13 protein-coding genes and 1 pseudogene are annotated in these 20561 nt (G+C 65.7%); 11 read left to right on the forward strand and 3 right to left on the reverse strand.

Features of this window, described 5'->3' with window-relative positions:
- From ASG20_RS19510 to ASG20_RS15540, 11 genes and pseudogenes are all read left to right on the forward strand, one after another.
- Positions 1 to 113, forward strand: a pseudogene (locus ASG20_RS19510) (IS5 family transposase); the annotation flags it as partial.
- A gap of 310 nt (positions 114 to 423) precedes the next feature.
- Positions 424 to 864: a nuclear transport factor 2 family protein gene (locus ASG20_RS15495; protein WP_168371638.1), complete on the forward strand. Its 441-nt coding sequence runs from the start codon at positions 424 to 426 to the stop codon at positions 862 to 864.
- Entirely contained in the window at positions 861 to 2144 is a 1284-nt protein-coding gene (locus tag ASG20_RS19720) for a hypothetical protein (RefSeq protein WP_056054880.1), read from the forward strand. Before ASG20_RS15495 ends, ASG20_RS19720 begins: the two co-directional genes overlap by 4 nt.
- Before the next feature lie 47 nt (positions 2145 to 2191).
- Positions 2192 to 3946: a tetratricopeptide repeat protein gene (locus ASG20_RS15505; protein WP_236698786.1), complete on the forward strand. Its 1755-nt coding sequence runs from the start codon at positions 2192 to 2194 to the stop codon at positions 3944 to 3946.
- A gap of 867 nt (positions 3947 to 4813) precedes the next feature.
- Positions 4814 to 5788: a CobW family GTP-binding protein gene (locus ASG20_RS15510; protein ID WP_201780737.1), complete on the forward strand. Its 975-nt coding sequence runs from the start codon at positions 4814 to 4816 to the stop codon at positions 5786 to 5788.
- An 8-nt stretch (positions 5789 to 5796) separates the two neighbouring features.
- Positions 5797 to 6813, forward strand: a complete 1017-nt coding sequence (locus ASG20_RS15515; RefSeq protein WP_236698787.1) for a WD40 repeat domain-containing protein — start codon at positions 5797 to 5799, stop codon at positions 6811 to 6813.
- The gene (locus tag ASG20_RS15520; RefSeq protein WP_056054888.1) at positions 6810 to 7049 is read left to right on the forward strand and encodes a DUF1289 domain-containing protein; all 240 of its coding nucleotides are present in this window, start codon (positions 6810 to 6812) and stop codon (positions 7047 to 7049) included. The genes ASG20_RS15515 and ASG20_RS15520 overlap by 4 nt, the downstream gene beginning before the upstream one ends.
- Complete coding sequence (locus tag ASG20_RS15525; protein ID WP_056054891.1) at positions 7046 to 7882, forward strand: HoxN/HupN/NixA family nickel/cobalt transporter; 837 nt, start codon at positions 7046 to 7048, stop codon at positions 7880 to 7882. Before ASG20_RS15520 ends, ASG20_RS15525 begins: the two co-directional genes overlap by 4 nt.
- Complete coding sequence (locus ASG20_RS15530; protein WP_056054895.1) at positions 7879 to 9045, forward strand: CobW family GTP-binding protein; 1167 nt, start codon at positions 7879 to 7881, stop codon at positions 9043 to 9045. Before ASG20_RS15525 ends, ASG20_RS15530 begins: the two co-directional genes overlap by 4 nt.
- A gap of 51 nt (positions 9046 to 9096) precedes the next feature.
- Positions 9097 to 11289, forward strand: a complete 2193-nt coding sequence (locus tag ASG20_RS15535) for a TonB-dependent receptor (protein ID WP_231420831.1) — start codon at positions 9097 to 9099, stop codon at positions 11287 to 11289.
- On the forward strand, positions 11276 to 12721 hold the full coding sequence (locus ASG20_RS15540; RefSeq protein ID WP_231420832.1) for a PepSY domain-containing protein: 1446 nt from the start codon (positions 11276 to 11278) through the stop codon (positions 12719 to 12721). The genes ASG20_RS15535 and ASG20_RS15540 overlap by 14 nt, the downstream gene beginning before the upstream one ends.
- A gap of 114 nt (positions 12722 to 12835) precedes the next feature.
- Here the strand turns inward: ASG20_RS15540 and ASG20_RS20115 are convergent, their stop codons facing one another.
- The 3 genes from ASG20_RS20115 to ASG20_RS15555 form a co-directional block, all read right to left on the reverse strand.
- On the reverse strand, positions 12836 to 13864 hold the full coding sequence (locus ASG20_RS20115; protein WP_056054899.1) for a cache domain-containing protein: 1029 nt from the start codon (positions 13862 to 13864) through the stop codon (positions 12836 to 12838).
- A 408-nt stretch (positions 13865 to 14272) separates the two neighbouring features.
- Positions 14273 to 17239 (reverse strand): TonB-dependent receptor plug domain-containing protein, encoded by a 2967-nt coding sequence (locus ASG20_RS15550; RefSeq protein WP_156364386.1) that lies wholly within the window; start codon positions 17237 to 17239, stop codon positions 14273 to 14275.
- A 209-nt stretch (positions 17240 to 17448) separates the two neighbouring features.
- Positions 17449 to 20505, reverse strand: a complete 3057-nt coding sequence (locus ASG20_RS15555; protein WP_056054905.1) for a glycosyl hydrolase family 28-related protein — start codon at positions 20503 to 20505, stop codon at positions 17449 to 17451.
- Positions 20506 to 20561 lie beyond the last annotated feature (56 nt).

Raw genomic sequence — 20561 nt, forward strand, 5'->3', positions numbered from 1 at the left:
TCATGTTCGGCCGTCTGAAGGATTGGCGTCGCGTCGCCACTCGCTACGACCGCTGCCCAACCGTCTTCTTCTCTGCCGTCGCGCTCGCGGCCACCGTCATCTTCTGGCTATGATCAATGAGTCCTGACCCTAGGCTGTGATAGGATCAGGCTGTTCTCTAGAATGGGAATATAATCATGAAGAAGATCGAAATCGTCAAGATCCAGAAGCTCAAGACCACGACCGTCGCAGCATATCCGTTCTGGGATTGCTGGTTCGTCTGAACCGTTAAAGGCTGGCGCGGGACGATGGAAGGTCCCGCGCCATTTCTCAGGGTAGCCGCATAGTCGGGGGTCGCCGTCGAGGTTGGGAACGAGGAAACGGAATATGCGGTATTCGTCGACTTACGCGGGCCGATTCCGTCGGATGATCGGGATAAGCGCGGTGGCGGCCATCATGGCGCTGGCGGGGGAGTCTGCGGCGCATCCGTCGCGGTCCGCTAGCGAGCCTTTCGTTCCGTTGCTGCGCGGTTTTCTGGATGCCGAGCGAGATTTTGACCAAGCGGGGATCGCGGCGCGTATCACGCAGGACTATGTCGAAGTCTCGCCGATCGGTGAGGTTGACGAACGCGAGCGGATGCTCGGCTTCTACGCGCTCGCGAACAAGCGCGCCGCGCCCGCGATCGCGCTCGACGAGGTGACGACGCAGGTCGTGCGCGACGCCGCTACGGTGACCGCGCGGTTGGGCTATTCGGTGCCGGGGCCGGACGGGCAGGTGCGCATGATCGTGATGCGCGGCGGCTTCGTGTTCCGACGCGAGCGGGGCAATTGGAAGATCGCCTTTGCCCAATATACGCCGATCCGTCCGAGCAAATCCGGACGATGACGGAGCAATCGACAGCGACCGATGCGACCGATGCGACCGATGCGTCCGCGGTAGCGGCTGGCATTGACGGGCGCGTCTTCCAGGCGATTACCCTGTCGATACAACCTGACGGCGACGATTTTCTGGTTGGCGACGTGGAGCTCGGCGAGTTCTACCAGTTTCCGAAAATCGCCGTGCTGATCATGGCGCAGCTACGTGACGGTGCGACGATCGCGGAGATCAGGGCGTCGATCGGCAGTGAGGGCGCTGCATTCGACGTCACAGAGTTCGTCGAGACGCTCGTCGATATAGGCTTCGTCTACGAGCGCGGCGGACAACCGGTCGTGGCCACGCCGACGGGCGCGAGCGCATCGCGATGGACGCTGTTTCGGACGAGGCCACGCTGGGTCCGGGCGCTATTCTCCTGGCCTGTTCTGGTCCTGTATATCGGCGTCATCATCGTCGCGATCGCGTGCGCAGTCCGCTATCCGCAAGCGCGGCTCGATCCGGGCGGGTTCTTCATCGAGTCCGATTTCACCGTGACCCTCCTCCTTCTCCTCGCCATGTCGTCGGTGGCGAGCGCGATGCACGAGGCGGGCCATGTCCTGGCCGCCGCGCGGTGGGGCATCGCGTCCCGGCTCGGCATCGGCACACGGCTGTGGAGCATCGTAGCAGAGGCGGATATTTCCGGTATCCTTTCGCTGCCCAAGCGGCAGCGTTATCTGCCGCTTTCGGCCGGGATGCTGGTCGACGTCTTCAATATCGGCGTCCTGACGATCGTCGTAAGCGGGCTCGTTCGCGCCGGTGGACACAGCTTTGCGGTCAATCTTCTCCAGGCGCTCGTGCTCCAGATCACGGTGACGTTGATCTGGCAGTTCAACATCTTCCTTCGGACCGACGTATATTTCCTGCTGTGCACATGGCTGAACCAGCCCGATCTCGATCGCGACGCGCGACTGTATCTGGCCGGCTGGCGCACCCGGATCGCGCTTGGCCTGGGCCGACGGCGAGTGCCCCCGCCCGAGGTGCGCTATCGCAGCATCTCGACAGTGCGCTGGTTCGCGGCCGTGTGGCTGATCGGGCGCGTCCTGGCGGTCGCCATGTTGCTCGGTGTCTTCCTCCCGACGATGATCCGCTACGGGCTCAAGGCCTATCATTTGGCGGTCGGGCCCAAAGGCTCGATCGGAAGTGCGATCGATATCGCGACGTTCGTTCTCCTCTCCGTGCTGCTCGTTGCCGTCGGCATGGTCATGTGGTTTCGGCAGCGGGGAATTGTCCGTCAATCGGAGGTTCGATTATGATCGCTTCACGACCCGACCCGTCGAACACGATGCCGATGGATCCGCGTATGTTTGTGCTGGATGCCCGTTTCGACCACGGCGGTGCCTGGGCGGGAGTCGAGCAGTTGGTCGATGCCGCGTGGTGCGATCTGCGCGCGCGTGGTTACGATTCGCTGCTGCAACGGCATCATTACGCGTTCCACATGGTTCTCCAGCGACGCCGCGACAGGATACCGCTTGCCTATGCATCGCTGACGGACATGGCGGTCGGCTCCGAACGCACCCGGAACTTCCCGTTGGATCGTGCGCATCGGATCGTTCACGCTCTGGTCGACGTGATGATCGCGTGGCGACAGCTCGACGAACGCACCACACCATGGATCGTGTTCGTCCGCGGTTTTGACGGCGCTCAAACGCTGGCGCGGCGCTTCTTCGCCGAACTGGCGCGGCGTGGCGCGGCGGATATTGCAGTCGTGACCGACGCTGGAGGCCTTCCGACATGGCTCGACGATCGCGATGCCGCGCTTGCGGGCCGCGCGGCAGACGCATTGCCCGGTCATGATCTGGACGCAGCCGCGGCGATATGGGCCACCCATCCCCGCCTTATGACAGACATGGCGCTGGTCGAGCGTCATCACCCGGCGCTCATCGCGCTGCACCGCGAGAAGGGCGATGCCCTGACCGTTGCCCGCCTCTCGCTGCGTGCGCTCTGTCTCTACAATCACTTCGGTTATTATCACGAATCGGGAAGCTTCGTGGATACCGTCATGCCGTATTTCGATACGATCGTTGGCGACGACCGCGATGCGCGCTGGAATTATGTCGGCAACATCTTTCAGGGGCTGGTGATGATCGGGCGGCAGGCGGAGGCGTTTGCCGTCCTTTCGCAGCGGGCAGAGCCGTATCTGGACCGGCCCGATCTACGGGCAAAGATGCATTATGTCCTCGCGATGTACCATCTCCGGTACGCCGTCTCTACCGATGTCGCCCGTGCCGAATGGCACCTCGATGCGGCCTGTACCGATATCGCCGCGGCGCAATCGACGATCGACCCCGCCGACCACCTGTTTTTCTCGGTCTTCATCGACAACGGCATCGCGTTCCTCCGGGTCCGGCAGGGGCGGGCGGACGAGGCGATTGCGCTGTGTGGCGCCGGGCATGCCCGACTGACGCGCGCGCTGGGGGATGAGCGCCACCGGCTCCACCGCTCGGTGCTGCAATACAACATGGCGCAGGTCCACGCGCAACTGGGCCAGTTGGACATCGCGCTCGACTATTACCGCACCGCGATCGATGCCGATCCGCACTATTCCGAATATTATAACGAAAGCGGCAACCTCCTGCAGCGGCTGGAGCGGTTCGATGAGGCCTTGGCGATGTACGCGCTGGCAGAAACTTATAGCGCCCCCTATCCCGAGCTGTTCTACAATCGCGGCGTCTGCCACGCGCACCGCGAACAATGGCCTGCCGCGCTTGCCAGCCTGGACCGGGCACTGGATCTCGACCCAGCGCAGCCCGACGCGCTGCTGCTGCGCGCAGACATCTTGTCCGCGTTGGCGCGGACCGGCGAGGCGCTCCAGGATATCGAGGCGGCGCTGCGTCTGGCACCCGGCAATGCGTCGGGGCGGGTCAATCGCGCCGTCCTGCTGTTCGAGGGGGCGGACTTTGCCGGTGCCCTGTCGGACATGGATGCGGCAATAGATCTGGAACCCGGCGTCGCCGATCATTTCGACAATCGCGCTGCGGTGCTCGAGGCACTGGGAGAGGCCGACAGAAGCCGTGCAGATCGCAAGATCGCATCTGCACTGAGACTTGCAGCCTGACGCATACGTTCATGATACCGGTGGCGCATGCCTAAAGTATCCAACCTGATTATGGATCGGCACCAAACCGGACCCTGGCTCGAGTGAGACAACCGCCTCTAATGTTCGAGAAAGTATGCGTTAGGAAGGGGATCCGATAGGCGCCGATTGGTACCCCTGCCTGTATAAAGCTTCGACGCAGATTCAAGAGTTTCGCGAAGATCTACCGGGGGCTAATTTTCGGCGTCGGTCAACAGTTCCGGCGAGCGGAGCGGACGCGCTAGTTAGTAACAGGTGGCCTCCTGATTGCCTCCAAAAGCCCTGCGTCCAACAGCGCAGCAGGCGCACGCCATACACCGGGCTCATGGTTGGGACGCAGCGGAAGGAGTGCCAAGTTTGATGGGGCGGTGATAACGCGCATGGCACCAAGCTACATTGAGCCTAGCACTAGATTCACCCCGAACTAAGGCCAAAACCGCCGATGCGCCGATGCGCCGAGGACAGTGGATGTCATTGTACGGCCTGATCAATGCCATGGCCTGCCGGCTCACCGGAGCCTCCACCAGCTTCGCCTTTCGGTCACGGAGGAAAATCGTCAGGAGTACGTGCCTACTTAACGTAGTCACAATAAAGCGCTTGGGCCGTAAAACGCTATGACCGATCCGCGATAGTCTGACTTGGTCGTCCGCACTGAAGCAGTCCGTCGCTGCTTTATAAGGCCAGTCATCTGGTGCCCGCTCATATCGTGACCGCGAAATTCATCGCGTTACGGTGAACCGGGCTCCTCTAGGTGTTGCCGCTACCGCAGGGGGAACACCTTCACCACCGTTGCCGCGTTCGAAAATAGGTCATATAGGAGATGCTATATCATCGCATAGGATCCTCTCAGTGTCATCATCGACCATCCCCGTCACCGTTCTCACCGGCTATCTGGGCGCGGGCAAGACGACGCTCCTGAACCGCATCCTCAGTGAGAACCACGGCCGGAAATACGCGGTCATCGTCAACGAATTCGGCGAGATCGGCATCGACAACGACCTGATCGTCGATGCCGACGAAGAGGTGTTCGAGATGAACAACGGGTGCATCTGCTGCACCGTCCGCGGCGACCTGATCCGCATCATCGAGGGGCTGATGAAGCGCAAGGACGGCTTCGATGCGATCATCATCGAGACCACCGGCCTCGCCGATCCCGCGCCCGTCGCGCAGACCTTCTTCATGGACGACGACGTGCGCGCCCGGGCGAGCCTCGATGCGATCGTGACTGTGGTCGATGCGCGCCATGTCCTCGCCCGGCTGGAGGACAGCCATGAGGCCGAGGAGCAGATCGCGTTTGCCGACGTGATCCTGCTTAACAAGACCGATCTGGTGACCGCGCAGGAGCTTGAGGTGGTGCGCCAGCGCGTCCGTACGATCAACGGCCAGGCGCGGTTGCACGAGACGCAGAACTGCGTCGTACCGCTCGAGGAGGTGCTGGAACGCGGCGCGTTCGACCTCGACCGGATCCTCGAGATCGAACCCGACTTCCTGTCCGAGGACGATCACGAGCATGACGATACGATCACCTCGGTATCGCTGAGTTCGGCGACGGCGATCCGGCCCGAGCTGTTCATGCCGTGGTTGCGCAACCTGACCGCGGTCCAGGGACAGGATATCCTGCGGCTGAAGGGCGTGTTGTCGTTCCCAGACGAGGACCAGCGCTATGTCGTGCAGGGCGTCCACATGCTGCTCGACGGCAATCATCAGCGCGACTGGAAGCCGGACGAGGTCCGCAGCAGCCGGATGGTGTTCATCGGCCGCAACCTCGATCCTGTCGCCTTGCGCGCCGGGTTCGAGGCCTGCGCAATTCCTGCCGAACGATGATCGACGCGATGCGTGAGACGCTGGTGCAAAGCCACGGCAGCCGTGCCGAGGTTGGTGCGGAGCCGACCGCGATTCTGTGGCTCGGGGACGACGCGTTGCTGACGCTCGGCGATGGCAGTGTGCGGCACATGACCGACGCGGGCGAGGTCGCCGCGCATCCGGTGCACGGCGGCGCGATCCTGGCGGCGTGCCGTCATCCCGACGGACGCTCGATCGTCACCGGCGGCGACGATGGCCGGGTATGCCGCGTGACGGCGTACGGCGATTTTCTGGAGTTGGGCCGCTTCGACCGACGCTGGGTCGAGCATCTGGTGGCGAGTCCCGCCTCGGGCCTGATCGTCGCCGGCGTCGGTCGCGAAGCGGTCGTCTGGACGCCCGGCGCCACCAAACCCTCGCACCGCTACGCGATCGGTTCGACGATCGGCGGCTTGGCGCTCGACGGCAAGGGCAAGCGGCTGGCCGTTTCGCACTATGGCGGCGTGAGCCTGTTCTATGCCGCGACCGCCGGCAGCGGCCGCGTCGCGCTCGATTGGATCGGCTCGCACCTCGCTTGCACGATGAGCGCGGACGGCCGCTATGTCGTCACCGCGTTGCAGGAGACCGGACTGCACGGTTGGCGGCTTCCCGATCTGCGCGACATGCGGATGTCGGGTTACGTCGCCAAGACGCGCAGCTTCTCGTGGGATCGCCGCGGCAAATGGCTGGCGACCAGCGGCGATGCGTGCGCCGTCCTATGGTCGTTCGACGGCAAGAGCGGCCCGATGGACAAGCCGCCGGTGCTGCTGGCCGAACGGCGGGGCGCGATCGTCACACGCGTCGCCTTCCATCCTCGCAGCGACTTGCTGGCGGTCGGATATGACGATGGCGTCGTCGTCCTCACCCAGGCCGGCGACGATCGCCCGCTGCTGGTCGATGAAGAGGGCGCCGCCATTACCGCGCTGAGCTGGAACGATGCGGGCACCCGGCTCGGCTGGGGCGACGAGGACGGCCGGATCGGCATTCTCGACATGGCCGCGCGCGCATGAAGAGCCCGTGCGTCGATATCTGCCGCTTCGATGGGCGGACCGGCTGGTGCGTCGCCTGCGGGCGCACGCAGGTCGAGTGCCGCGGCTGGCGCAAGGCGGCGCGGCCGACCCTGCTGGGGATCCAGGCGGAGCTGCCCCGCCGCCTCGCCAAGCTGGCCGCGCGCGGCATCGTCGCCTCGGAACTGGCGCCCGACTCAATTTCGGAAGACGACCCTATCTCGGAAGACATGGCATGACAGATCCCTCGTTCGCACTGCCCACGCTGGGCCTGATGTTCGTGCTCGGCCTGCGCCACGGGCTCGATCCCGATCACGTCGCGGTGATCGACAATATCGTCTTCCGCATGGTCGAGGAGCGGCCGCGATTGTCGCCCTGGACCGGTACGCTGTTCGCGCTGGGTCACAGCCTCGCGGTGGCGGTCGTCGCGATCGGCGTGTCGCTGTTCGCGCACTGGATCGTCGTGCCGCGCTGGACCGCGACGCTGGTCGATACGATGGTCATCGCGTTGCTGATCCTGGTCGGCACGCTCAATCTCGTCGCGCTGCTGCGACACCGCGCCTACGCGCCGGTCGGGTGGCGCGCAGGGCTGGTGCCGCGGTCGCTGCGGTCGAGCACGCACCCGGCGGCGGTCGTCGCGATCGGCGTCGTGTTCGGGCTGGTGTTCGACACCGCGACCCAGGCTGCGGCTTGGGGGGCTGCGGCGACCACACGAGGCGGGCCGGCCGCCGCTGCCGGGATCGCGCTGGCCTTCACGATCGGCATGGTGCTCGCCGATACGCTGGACAGCCAGATCGTCAGCCGATTGCTGCGCTCGAGCCAGCGGGCGGGTCGCGGTGCAGGCGGATCGGTCATGCGGTATCGGCGCGCGGTCGGCTGGCTGATCGTCGGCCTGTCCTACGGCATGGCGCTGTTCGCGGCGTCGGAGACCGCGGGCTTCGCGCTCGACCTCGACGACCGGACCTTCACTGCGATCGGCGTCGGCGCGGCCACCATCGTCGCGGCGCTGCTCGCCCGCGGTGCCTGGATCGCCCGCAAGGCCAGTCGCCCCGCTCTGGAAGGCGCGGCATGACCGGCCTGGTCACCGGACCCGGTGCGCTGATCCCGGTCTCGGTCCTCACCGGCTTTCTCGGCAGCGGCAAGACGACCGTGCTCAATCGGCTGGTGCGCGATCCGCGGATGGCGCGCGCGCTCGTCATCATCAACGAATTCGGCTCGATCGGCCTCGACCATGACCTGATCGTCCGCAGCCAGGACGACATGGTCGTCGAGATGATGGGCGGCTGCCTGTGCTGCACCATCCGCGGCGACCTGTTGCGGACGCTGCGCGAGGCGCCGTGGCGGTTCGCGCGCGACGGCAAGTGCTGGTTCGACCGGGTGGTGATCGAGACGACCGGTCTCGCCGACCCAGCGCCGATTCTGCACACGCTGATGACCGACGAGCGCCTGCAAACGCTGTACCGGCTGGACGGGGTCATCACCACCGTCGACCCCGCGACGGGGATGGCGACACTCGATGCGCAGGAGGAATCGGTCAAACAGGCGGCGGTCGCCGACCGGCTGCTGCTGACCAAGACCGATCTGGTCGGTGCGGACGCGCGTGCTGCGCTGGAAGCGCGGCTGCACGCGCTCAACCCCGCCGCGCCGATCACGGTGGCGGTCGATGGCGCGGTCGATCCGGACCTGCTGTTCGAGGCCGGGCTCTACGATCCGACGACCAAGAGCCACGACGTCCGCCGCTGGCTTAACGCCGAAGCCTATACGAGCCCGGCCCCCCACCATCATGACGACCATCATCACGACCACCACCACGGGCATCACCATCACGGCCACCATCATCACGACGTCGATCGCCACGGCGACCGGATCCGCTCGGTCTGCCTGACCTTCGACGACCCCATTCCAGCCTTGGCGTTCGAGCGCTGGCTGGGCATCCTGACGATGTTCAAGGGCGCCGACATCCTGCGCGTGAAGGGCATCGTCAACGTCGAGGGCGTCGATCGGCCGATGGTGATCCACGGCGTCCAGCACATCTTCCACCCGCCGGTCCGGCTCGACGCGTGGCCGAGCGAGGATCGCCGCAGCCGGATCGTGTTCATCACCCGCGACCTCGACGAAGCCGATCTGCGCGGCACGCTGACGCTGATGACGCTGGGGCTCGAGCATTTCGGTCTGGTCGGAGAGGACGCGATGACCCTAGGGGCAGGGGGTGGACTGATCCCGGACAGAGGCTGACGACCACGACGACCGCAGGGGCGGGCAACAATATTAAAATGGGGGATATCGGTGCGCGCGACGATCATAGAGTCATGGGTGCGCGGTGCCGCGGCGGCGACCGCCTTGTGCGGCGCCTCGACGGCGGCGATCGCTGAGGACGGCACGCCGACCGCGTCGCTGTCCGTACCGGCCGCGGGCGAGGAGATTACCGTGACCGGCTGGCGGCTGCGCCAGCTCGACCTCGCGACGCCGACCGCGAGCCGCCTCGGCCTGTCGATCCGCGAGACGCCGGCCACGATCGACCAGATCGGTGCCGACGAGATCCTCACGCGCGGGTTCCGCACCGTCGAGGAGGCGACGGTCAGCCTGCCGGGCGTCACCTCGGGCGGCTCGCCGGGCGATCCCTCGTTGTTCTCGATGCGCGGCTTCACCGGCGAGCAGATCACGGTGCTGCACAACGGGCTGTATCTCGGGCCGGCGAACATGATCAATCGCCCCGGCAACACGTTCAACATCGCCAGCATCGACGTCCTCAAGGGGCCGGCGTCGGTGCTCTACGGGCAGGGGGCGATCGGCGGCGCGGTCAACATCGTCAACAAGAGCCCGGACTTCACCGCCGACAGCCTCCAGGCGCTTGCCTCCTATGCGTCGTTCGATACCGCAAGCATCGGGCTGGGTGGCAACCACCGCCTCGGCGACACGCTCGCCGCCCGCGGCGACGTCAGCTATCATCGCACCGACGGCTTCGTCGATCGCGCCGGTTCCACCTCGTTCAACGCCACCGGCGCGGTGCTGTTCAAACCGCGCGACACGCTGTCGATCGCGTTCAGCGTCGATTATCTCAAGGACAACCTGTCCACCTATTTCGGCACGCCGCTGGTGCCTGCCTCGTTCGCCGCCGATCCGATCGGCGGGATCCTGTCGACCGGCAACGGCTATGTCGTCGATCGCCGCACGCGCTTCACCAATTACAACGTGGCGGACAACCGGGCAAAGAGCTGGCAGGTCTGGCCGCGGCTCGTCGTCAACTGGTCGCCGTCAGACCACGTCACGCTGTCGAACACCGCCTATTATTTCCATGCCGAGCGGCAATGGATCAACGCCGAGAACTATGTCTTCAACGCGACCACCAAGTTGATCGACCGCGATCGCTTCTTCGTGTTCCACAACCAGGATCTGTTCGGCGATCAGTTCAGCCTGACGCACAAGGACAAACTGCTCGGCCTCGACAACAAACTGGTCGTCGGCATCGACTACAGCCATCTTGATTTCGTCCGCAGCCGTGGTTTTCCCGATGGCGACAGCGTCGATCCGCTGACCCCGAGCGCGGGTCTTTTCGGTGCGATCGACAAACGCGTGTCGCCGACCCGCTGGGACCAGATCGCGCTGTTCGGCGAGGATGCGCTCGCGCTCACGCCCTCGCTCAAGCTGGTGACCGGCCTGCGCGCCGAGCGGCTGTATCTGACGCGCGAGAATTTCAACGTCGACGGCAGCTTCAACGCCGGGTCGAGTTTCGACCGCACCTACCGGCTGTTCAACTGGCGCGCGGGGCTGGTGTACGACGTGACACCAAACGTCACCGCCTACGCGTCGTACAGCACCGGCAAGGATCCGGTCGGCGCGAACATCTTCCTCGTCAACGCCAACCAGAATTTCGGCCTGAGCACGTCGCGTCAGGTCGAGGGCGGGCTGAAAGCCGATCTGATGCACGGCCGCGGAACGCTGACGCTCGCGGCCTACGACATCAAGCGCGAGAACATCCTGACACAGGTCGCGGTCGATACCGTCAGCAATATCGGCAGCCAGCGCTCGCGCGGGATCGAAGCGTCGGGCGAAGTGCGCGTGACTCCGGCCTGGGCGGTGATTGCCAGCGGGACCTATGTCGACGCGAAATACGCCAATTTCGTCGATCCGAACTACGGGATCGCCGCGTCGGGCAACACGCCGCCCAACGTCCCGGCCTGGGTCGGCAATATCTGGACGACGGTGCAGCATATCGGCGGACTGCCCCTGGAAGCGGGCGGTGGCGTCAAATATATCGGCAAACGCTACGGCAACACCGCCAACGACCTCGTGCTCAAACCCTATGCGACGGGGATCGTCTACGCGACCTATGCGCTGACGCCGCGCTGGTCGCTGACCGGGCGGATCAACAATGTCTGGAACAAGACGTTCGTGCAGTGGGCAGACATTTATTACCCCGCGCAGGTCATGCTGGGCGAACCGCGCCGGTTCGAGGTCAGCGTCCTTGCCCGCTTCTAGGGCGAACGCGCGGCCGCGGCAGGCGATCAAGGCGCTCGTCTGGTTCCACCGCTGGCTCGGCATCGCGACCTGCCTGATCTTCGCGCTCTGGTTCGCGAGCGGGGCGGTATTGCTGTTCAAGCCGTTCCCGTCGCTGTCGCACGCCGACCAGGTGCGACTGGAGGCGCCGATTGACGTCGGCGCGGTGGCGATCTCGCCGCGTGGCGCAGCGATCGCCGCCGGCCAGCCGACCGCGCTGCGCCTCGTCCAGCGGGGCGGGGCGCCCGCGTATATCGCCACCACGCCGGACGGGACGATCGCGATCGATGCGCGATCGGGTCAGCGGCTGAGTGATCTCACCCCCGAAGACATCGCCTCGGACCGTTCATCGCCCGGCACGACGCCCCCGGTCGCGATCGCCTACGACCAGTGGGTCGTCCACAACCGCTTCGATCCGCTCCGCCCGTTTTACCGGATCGACCTCGCCGACGGACGCGGGACGAGCCTTTACCGTTCGGCGAAGACCGGCGAACTGGTCCAGCGCACCACTGCCGCCGATCGCGGCTGGAACTGGGTCGGTGCGGTGCTGCACTGGGCGTATTTCACGCCGCTGCGGTCGAGCTTCACCGCGTGGGACCGGACGGTGTGGATCCTGTCGTTCGTCGCGCTGCTGGTGGCAATCGCTGGCACGATCCTCGGCATCATCCGCATGCTCGCGGCGCGCCGTCTGCGCACGCCGTCGCTGACCCCGTACCGCCAGCGCTGGATGCGGTGGCACCATCTGCTTGGCCTGTTCGCGAGCGTCTTCGTGCTGAGCTGGACGCTGAGCGGCTGGCTGTCGATGGACCACGGCCGCCTGTTCTCGCGCGGCCAGCCGACCGCCGAACAGGCAACGCGCTATGCTGGAGCCCCCTTGGCGACCGCGCTGCCGAACGACCTGCCGATGGCCATTCCGGCGGACACCAGGCAACTCGACTTCACGGTCGTCGGCGGCCGGAGCCTCTCGGTCGCGTGGCAACCCGACGGAACGGCAGTGACCTATGATGGCGACTATACGCGGATAGCGCTCGCGATGCTTCAAGACAGGATTGGCAAGGCGGTGCTGACAGCATTTCCCGACGCGTCGGGTTTCAGCGTCGCCCCGATCGATCCAACTGCGACCTATGCCTTGGCGGAAGGCTGGCCCGCGACCGCCGTGCGCGTGACGCTAAGGGGCAATGCGCTTCCCGATGTCTATGCGGACGGCGTCGACGGTCGATTGCTGACGGTGATGGACGACAGCCGCGCCCGCTACGCCTGGATCTATTACGCACTCCACACTTTCAACGTGCCCGGCCTCGCCACGCGCCCGTTGCTGCGTCGGATCGTCGTGCTGATCCCGTTGCTGCTCGGCTTCCTGTTCAGCCTCACCGGCGTCGTGCTGGGCGTCCAGCGCCTACGCAAAATCCATTAGGCGCCGGCTTCGCTCGAAATGCCCCCGATCGCGCTTTCATTGGTGATCCGAGGCAACGTCGAACGAAGATTTCGATAGGGAAAGGCTGTAATACGGTTTGGCGTCGCATGCGGCTTATCCCATCAATGCCCGGCTGATTTCGTCATCCGTCGCGACATGCTCCTCGATGACGCATCTCAGATCGATCCCGCTGATACCGTAGCTGGATACGACGGCTGCCTGGGCGATGTTGAGACCGTCGGACGACTGGACCATTGTCCCGCCGACGGCGATCGGATGCGGATAGGTGCTGTGGTAGGCGTAGCGTCCGGTCGTTGCGACGACGCGGTCGGCGCGGTCTATGATGGTGGCGACGGCGTTGGCAGCGGTGCGATTGATGACGTTCATCACCGCCGCCGCCTGACCCTCGAAATCGAATTCGAGATAGCAGGCGCCGATCGTCACCTCTTCGATCCGGATCGGCGCGACGTAGATGAGCACGTTGCGGTCGCTCGACCACGGGTTCCTCCACACCGCGTCGGTCATCCATTCGGTGGTGAGCGGCGCGGACATGGCGCTGCGAAACTGGTCGTAATTCTTGAAATTCACTGTGCGGACCGCAGCGTTCGCGTGCGCGCAGACCGCGACGTGCCCCTCCGCGTCGACGACGAACGCGTTCAGGAAATAGGGCGAGCAGTTCAGCAGCGACTGCAACCGCTTCAACGCGCGCGCCTCGATCTGCGGCGACGATCGGCCGAGCAGCAGCGCTTCGCTGATCGAATGGTCGGTGGCCAGCATCCGCACGTCGATCGAGCGGTCGTACAGGGTGCGCGCCAGCGTGTCCGCGATCGACTGGGCAAGGTCGGCGAGCCGCCCGCCCTCCATGTCCTTGGCCAACTCGCTCGCGATCACCGCGCCGTGCTGCAGGTAATGCAGGACTTCGTCGCGAAACGCGCGGGCCGAACTCCGCGCGCTTGCCGCCAAATGCTTCACTTCCTGCGCGACGACCGTGAACCCGCGTCCCGCCTCGCCCGCGCGCGCGGCTTCGATCGTCGCGTTCAGCGCCAGCAGGTTGGTCCGCCCGGCGATCGCCTCCGCCTGATCGGCATGCGCGGTAACCTTGTCGCTCAGCGCGGTCAGCAAGGCTCGAATGCGTCGGGGCATCGTATACTTTCTCAAAGTCCGACTGCGGCCCTACCCGGCGATGGTTAACGCATCATGGCGATTCTCTTGCGATCCTTCCGTACCTGCATGGTATCGAACGGAAATATCCTTCACACCGGTGGGACGGCACCGACCGCGTAGCAGTCCTTGCGACTGGACGCCTGACCAACCAGCACCTGCTGGGACACAGGTTTCGCGTCGGTGCGGTCCGTCGGGACGCTACGCCATAGCCCGCGATCAGCATTACGGTCTTGCCCTTGCATTCCCCGAACCGCCGCGACCATGTCGTCTTGGGATCGGCCGGCAGGCGACCAACCTTGCCGCGCCGCTGGAGGTATCCCTGGGTATTTCCCCGTCTTGAAAGGGGTCCGCAGTCGGCGCCGAGTACGCCGACTGCGGACCCGGCCGTCAGAAGCGTGCGCGGACGCCGATGCGGTAGAAGCGGCCGAGCGTGTCGTAGAGTGCCGGGTTCACGTCGAGGCCGGTGTTGGTCTGCGGCGAGGGCTCGGGATCATGATCGAACAGATTGTCGACCTTGAAGAACATGCTGACCTGCTTGGTGACGTTCACCGCGCCGCCGATGTCGAAGTAGAACGCGCCCTTCATCTTGTTGTAGTCGATCGTCGGGTTGTTGCCCGTCGATACCGGGCAGTTCCCCGCCGAGCAGACGACGTACTGGTTGCCGATCACGCCGTCGCTGAACCAGCGTTGCTGCAGCGTCAGGCTGAACTGATCGGTATCGTAGCTCTGCGTCGCGAGCCATTTCCAGCTGGGGGTCGCGCCCGAGTTCGCGCCCGCACTGTCGACCGGGATCGTGCCGGGCAGACCGGGATCGGTGACGAACTTGATGACGTGCGTGGCGAGCGCGCGCACCGTCAGGTTGCCGGCGATGCCGAGCGGCCGGCGCCACTGATAGCTGCCCTCGATATCGAACCCGTTGGTCTTGATCGAGGCGAGGTTGAACGACTGGACGTTGACGAAATTCGGGCCCGCCGTGTTCTGCAGATTGAAGCTGCCGCAGGTCTCCGTATTGCCCTGGAAGCAGAGATTGACGATCTGCGCCGCCGACAGGCTCGAGACGACGTCGTTCAGCTTGATCGTGTAATAGTCGAACGACAGGCTGAGCCCCGGCGCCCATTTCGGCTTGGCAAGAACGATGCCGGCCTCGGTGCTGCGCGCGATTTCGGGGCGCAGCGCCGAATTGCCGATCGTGTTCTGGATGATCAGCACCTGCGTGTTGCGGAAAGGGTCGGTGAAGTTCGGCACGGTCGTCGTCGTCGGCGCGGCGAACAGCTCGGACAGGTTCGGCGCGCGGACATCGCGCGAGGTGACGGCGCGCAGGCGGAAGCCGTCGAACGGGGTCTCCCAGGTGCCGCCGACCTTCCACGCATAGACGTTGCCCGACGTCGAATAATGCGTCGCGCGGCCGGCTGCATTGACGTTTGCGCGGCCCAGCGTGTCGGAATTGAGGACCGGCAGGTTCAGCTCGAGGAAGCTCTCGACGACGTCGTACTTGCCGGTGCCGTTCTTGTAATTGCCCGCATACCAGTTGTTGCCGGCGGGCAGCAGCGACGGATCGGACGGATACAGCGTCGAATTCGGGCTGAGGTCGGACACGCCCGCGCCGTAGGGATCGGCGTTCACGCGGTAGAATTCGCGGCGGTACTCGGCACCTGCCGCGACCGCGAGCGGCCCCGCCCACAACGTCAGCGGCTCGCCCGAGATGCTGACCGCGGCGGCGTCCTGCGTCTGCTTGGTGTGCTGGAACGGCCCGTTCGCGGGGACGATATAGGCCAGCGCGGCCGCCGATGGCGTGGTGCCGCCGAAGATGTTGATCGGCTGGCATCCGCCGGCGCGCGCGGCGGCATTGGCGCAGACGATCTCGCCGTTCAGCCGGACCGCGTTGATCGCCTGGTTGTAGCGTCCGGTCAGGCTGATGTTGTCGACGCGGATGTCGGTGGTGTTGATGCCGTGCTCGTACGACGCGTCATAGGTCCAGCTGGTCCCGAGTATGCTCGCCTTGCCCTTCACCCCGCCGACGAAGCGGTACTGCCTCCGATCGGTGTTGACGTGGATGTTGGGCAGGATCGCGTTGCTCAGGCCGTATTGGAAATTGGTGATGCCGTTAGCGGCGCACGCGGCCGAGATCGAGGCGGGCAGATACGGGTTGGCGCACTGGATCGTCAGCCCGGTCTTCGATGCGCCGGGGTTGGGCTGGTTGTCGGATTTCACCTGCGCGATGTTGGCGGTGAAATACACCTCGTTGTCGGGGGCGAAGTCGTAGCCGATCCGCGTATAGCCGTTGAGGCGTTGCAGCCCCGATTGCAGCGAGGTGCCCGATCCGACATGCCCCGACTGGTCGCCGCCGACGCAGAACCCGACATAACAGCCGTTGACGGTGCCGGCCGCATTCTTGGCGGGGACGCCGTTCGAGCCGTACTGGAACTGGAAGGGCTGGCCGTTGGCGTCGAACGCGGTGCCCTGGAGCGGGCCGGCGCTGATCAGACCGTATTTGGTGTATTGATAGGCCTGGCCGTGATCGCGGTAGAGGAACTGCGGCGAGCCGTTGTTGCGGATGCCGGTGTCGACCAGCGTGGTCGCGCGGTACCAGTCGCGGCTGCCGGCGAGGTCTTCGCCGAAATTGCCGGGGCCGACGCCCTCTTCGTGCGAATATTCGCCGCTCAGTATGACGTGGAGCTTGTCGCCGGCAAAGCTCTTGCCGACCGCCGCCTGGACCAGCACCTGGCCGTCGTCGCCATAGGTGGTGACGCCGGTCTGGATATTGCCCTTGAACCCGGTGAAGCGCGTGTCGGTGATGAAGTTGATCACGCCACCGACCGCATCCGAGCCGTAGGATGCGGACGCCCCGCCGGTGACGATGTCGACGCGCTTGATCAGCAACTGCGGAAACTGGCTGATGTCGGGCACGCCGGTGACGTTTGCGCCGACCACGCGCTGGCCGTCGAGCAGCGTCAGCGTGCGGATCGTGCCGAGCCCGCGGAGCGAGAACGAACTCAGGCCCTGCGAGCCGCTCGACGTGCTGAAGGTACCGGTGCTGGCGCCGGTCGAGCCCTGCAGCGACGGCAGCTGTGCCACGGTGGTGAAGATGTTCGGCTGCGCGTTCTTGAGGATCTGCTCCTCGCCGATCACCGTCGTCGGGGTGGGGGCGTTGAACCCGCTCGAGGTGATGCGCGTGCCGGTCACGACGATGTCGCTGGCCGATGCGGGCGACCGCTCGGCGTCGGCAGCATCGGCGGGTAGCGACTGCGGCGTGGCGGCGGGCGCCTCGGTTGGGGCCGGGGCCGCAGTGGTGGCGGGTGGGACGGTCTGCGCGATCGCCGGCGCGCACAGCAGCGCCGTCGCGAGTACCGCCATGCTAGTAGCGCTACCAAACAGGCTTCTGCTCAAGCGCCGGTCGTGCGTGACCAATTCCATCATCCGTCCCCTTGTTGCACTTCGCATCGGCCGTGTTCGGCTCGGCCAAAGCTCGATTGTCGCGGCGTTCTACCGCATGCGGTGCAGCCGGGCATCTACGACCATCGTCGCATTTCATTCGGGTCGGGGAGCTTGGCTGTCAGGGGCGATCAGGGGCGGGCGGTGTAGAGCGCGTGGTGCGTGAGGATGTAGAGCGTCCGTCCGTCGGCGCCGCCGAACAGCAGTTGCAGGGGGCGTTCGGGGATGTCGATACGGCCGTGTTCGCGACCGTCCGCCGCGTAGACGAACACCTGTCCGTTGGCGACGTAGACGCGGCCGTCGGGACCGGTCGCGACGCTCTCCCCGCCACGTGATGCGAAGCGCTTCAGGTCGGTGATCGCGCCGCCGCGGCCGAGCAGCCCGGTATAGGTCGTGTCCTCGGATCCGTTGACGATGTGGACGCGCGCGCCGACCCGGCCTGTGACGAAGCCATAGGTGTCGAGCGTATCGGAGAACCGCCAGCCGAGATGGTTCGCCGGCCCCTGCTGCCAGACGCGATAGGCGGGCAGTACGAGGCTATTGTCGGGCGAGACATATTCCAGCGGCTTGGCGAGCGCCGCGTCGCGCGCGAACATCTCCGCCAGCGTCGTGAAATGGTCGGTCTCGGCGTCATATTGATCGCGGAATTCGCCGTTGTTCCAGACGCTGCCGGGCAGTGCGATCGCGGCGCCGGCGCGCGCGGCGACCGGTGTCGGCGCGATCACGCGCACGTCCTGCGGTTTCGCCGGGTCGATCGCGTAGACCGTGCCCGCCGGGCCTGCGGACGAGAGCACCATCAGCGTACCCGACCGATCGATCGCCAAATTGACGGGATCGAGCGGCGCATCGGCGACGATCGACAGGCCGTCCTTTTCCGACCAGCCATGAATGCGCTGGAACTGGCGGTCGACGAAATACAGTTTCCCCGCAGCATCCACCGCGCCGCCGCCGAGTGAATAGAAGCCATCGGCGACCTGCTTGACGGACGCGAGCGGGGTAGGGGCGGCGGGGGCCGGCGTATCGGTCACGTCCAGTACCGCGAACTCGCGCTCGCGCATCTCGGTGCCGCGCGCGACATCGACGATCGCGTTTTCGTACGGATATTTGCTCGCGCGCAGATACGTGCCGCAACCGTTCGCGTCACAGGTCGAAAAGCCGCTCTCCGCGTTCACATGGACGTTGCGGAAACGAATGTCGGTCGAGCCGTACAATGTCACTGCCGCGCGCGCCGGTTCGAGCGACCGCGTGACGCGGTAGGCGTGGAGATTGGCGAACAGGATGTCGCGCGAATTGCGCACCTCAAGCGCGACTGTGGCGCGGCTTTCGCCCGCTTCCTCCTCGGTCTGCGGCGCGAGGAACTGCCAGTTGCGCACCCCGTCGAGGACGATCTCGGCACGACGATGATGTTCGGCCGACATCTGGTAGACATAGCCCGGCGTGCTGGTGTTCGAGACGTGGAGCCCGGCGGCGGCATAGGTGTCGGGCGTCCACACGCCGTTGAACGTGCCGCCGCCGCCGTCGGTGACCCACAGGCTCGCATATTGCCCGTCCCAGCGCTTGGCCGGATCGATGTCGGCGGTGTGCGTCGCGTTGTAGGGATCGAAGCGGCTGCCATCTGCGGCAAAGGTACCGTGGCCGCCCTGGAACTTCACGTCGTCAACCAGCGAGCGTTCGCCTGCGCGCCACAACAGCGCGGTCGCGCGCGGGTTGCTGCCGCCGGTGAACAGCCCGAGCCCCGAGACGATCGCGGCGCCGCCCTTCGCGCTTTCGATCAGCGCGCGGGGGCTGCCGACGCCGCGATACGCCGGGCTGTTCTCGGCGAGGACGATCTGCGTCAGGCTCGGGTGGAGGCCAATCAGCACGCTGTCCGCGCGCAGTTTCAGCGTGTCGGTGACGCGGTAGAATCCGGCCGGGAAGTACAGCACGCGGTGATCGTCGATCGCCCGCTGGAGCGCGGCGGTGTCGTCGGTCGCATCGTCGCCGCGCACACCGAGATCGCGGACGTTGGTCCACGCCGATACAGGCGGCAGCGCACGGATCGCGGCGTCGCGCGGACGGTCGATTTTAGGCAGTGGCGTCGCGTCCATTCGTGTCGCGAAGCTGCCCGTGGTGCCGAGCGCGGGAAGAGTCAGACCGTACGTAAACGCGCGGACGCGGTAGCGTGCGGCTGGCCCGGCGACCGTGCGGCCGCTGTCGCGAAAGCGCGCGAACGTCGGCGTATTCTGCCCGACCGCGTTGTCGAAGCCGATCTGCGTATAGGCATTGCCCTCGTTGCTGATGACGATGCCGGCCTTGGCGACGTTTTCGAACCGGACGTCCTTGCCCCACAGCCAGTCGCCATAGCCGCGATCGATCTCGATCCCGACCGGGACGTTGCGGATCACGGTGTTGACCAGCGTCAGCCCGGCCTCGTGCTCGCGGATCGCCGCGTCGCGCTGACCCTCGAACACCGAATCGAGCAAGGTGAACTGCCATGCCGGCGAGGTCTTCTCGGTCAGGATCCCGTAGCGGCCCCCGAAGAACTTCAGGTCCTGAGCCAGATTGCCGACCTGGTAGACGCCTGCCAGTGCCGAACCCAGGTGGAAGTCGATATGGCTGAGATAGGCGTGCTGCGCCGCGTGGAAGCGGACCGCGGTCGCGGCGGGATTGCCCTCGCCGATCTCGAAGTCGACATTCGACAGCGCCGTGTAGAAGGTGCCCGAATTGGCATCGGCGATCCCCGGATCGAACGGCACGCTGGTCGGCGGCGGGACGGGGACGGGCGGTGCCGGCGGTGATCCCGCAGTTGCGGCCGGGGTGCCGGTGAAGAAGACCATGCTGCCGACGCCGCGCTGGAACCCGGGGGTCGACGGCGCGAGCAGGAGCACCGGGCGGGCCCTGCCGACGCCGAACAGGCGGACGCCCGGCCGCATGTAGAGCGTGCGCGTGATCCGGTAGCGGCCAGCGGGCAGGAAGACGATGCCGCCCGCGCCGGTGTTCTTCGACGCGGCGGCGGCCACATCGATCGCGCGCTGGATCGCCACGCTGTCGTCGGTGACGCCGTCGCCGCGCGCCGCGACCGTGATCGCGCGCGGATCGACGGGCGCGGTGGCGAACACCGAGGTCGAGGCTAGCGCGGGGGCGGACACTCCGACCAGCAGCCCCACCAGGAGAGGGGCTGCGAAACCGGCGGTAAATCTGGCCGTCATGACTGTGCGTCCTTCGATGAGGGCCGTTTCCCGCTGCACGGAAAGCGATAGGCTGC

Source organism: Sphingomonas sp. Leaf198 (assembly GCF_001424005.1).
Classification (GTDB): Bacteria; Pseudomonadota; Alphaproteobacteria; order Sphingomonadales; family Sphingomonadaceae; genus Sphingomonas.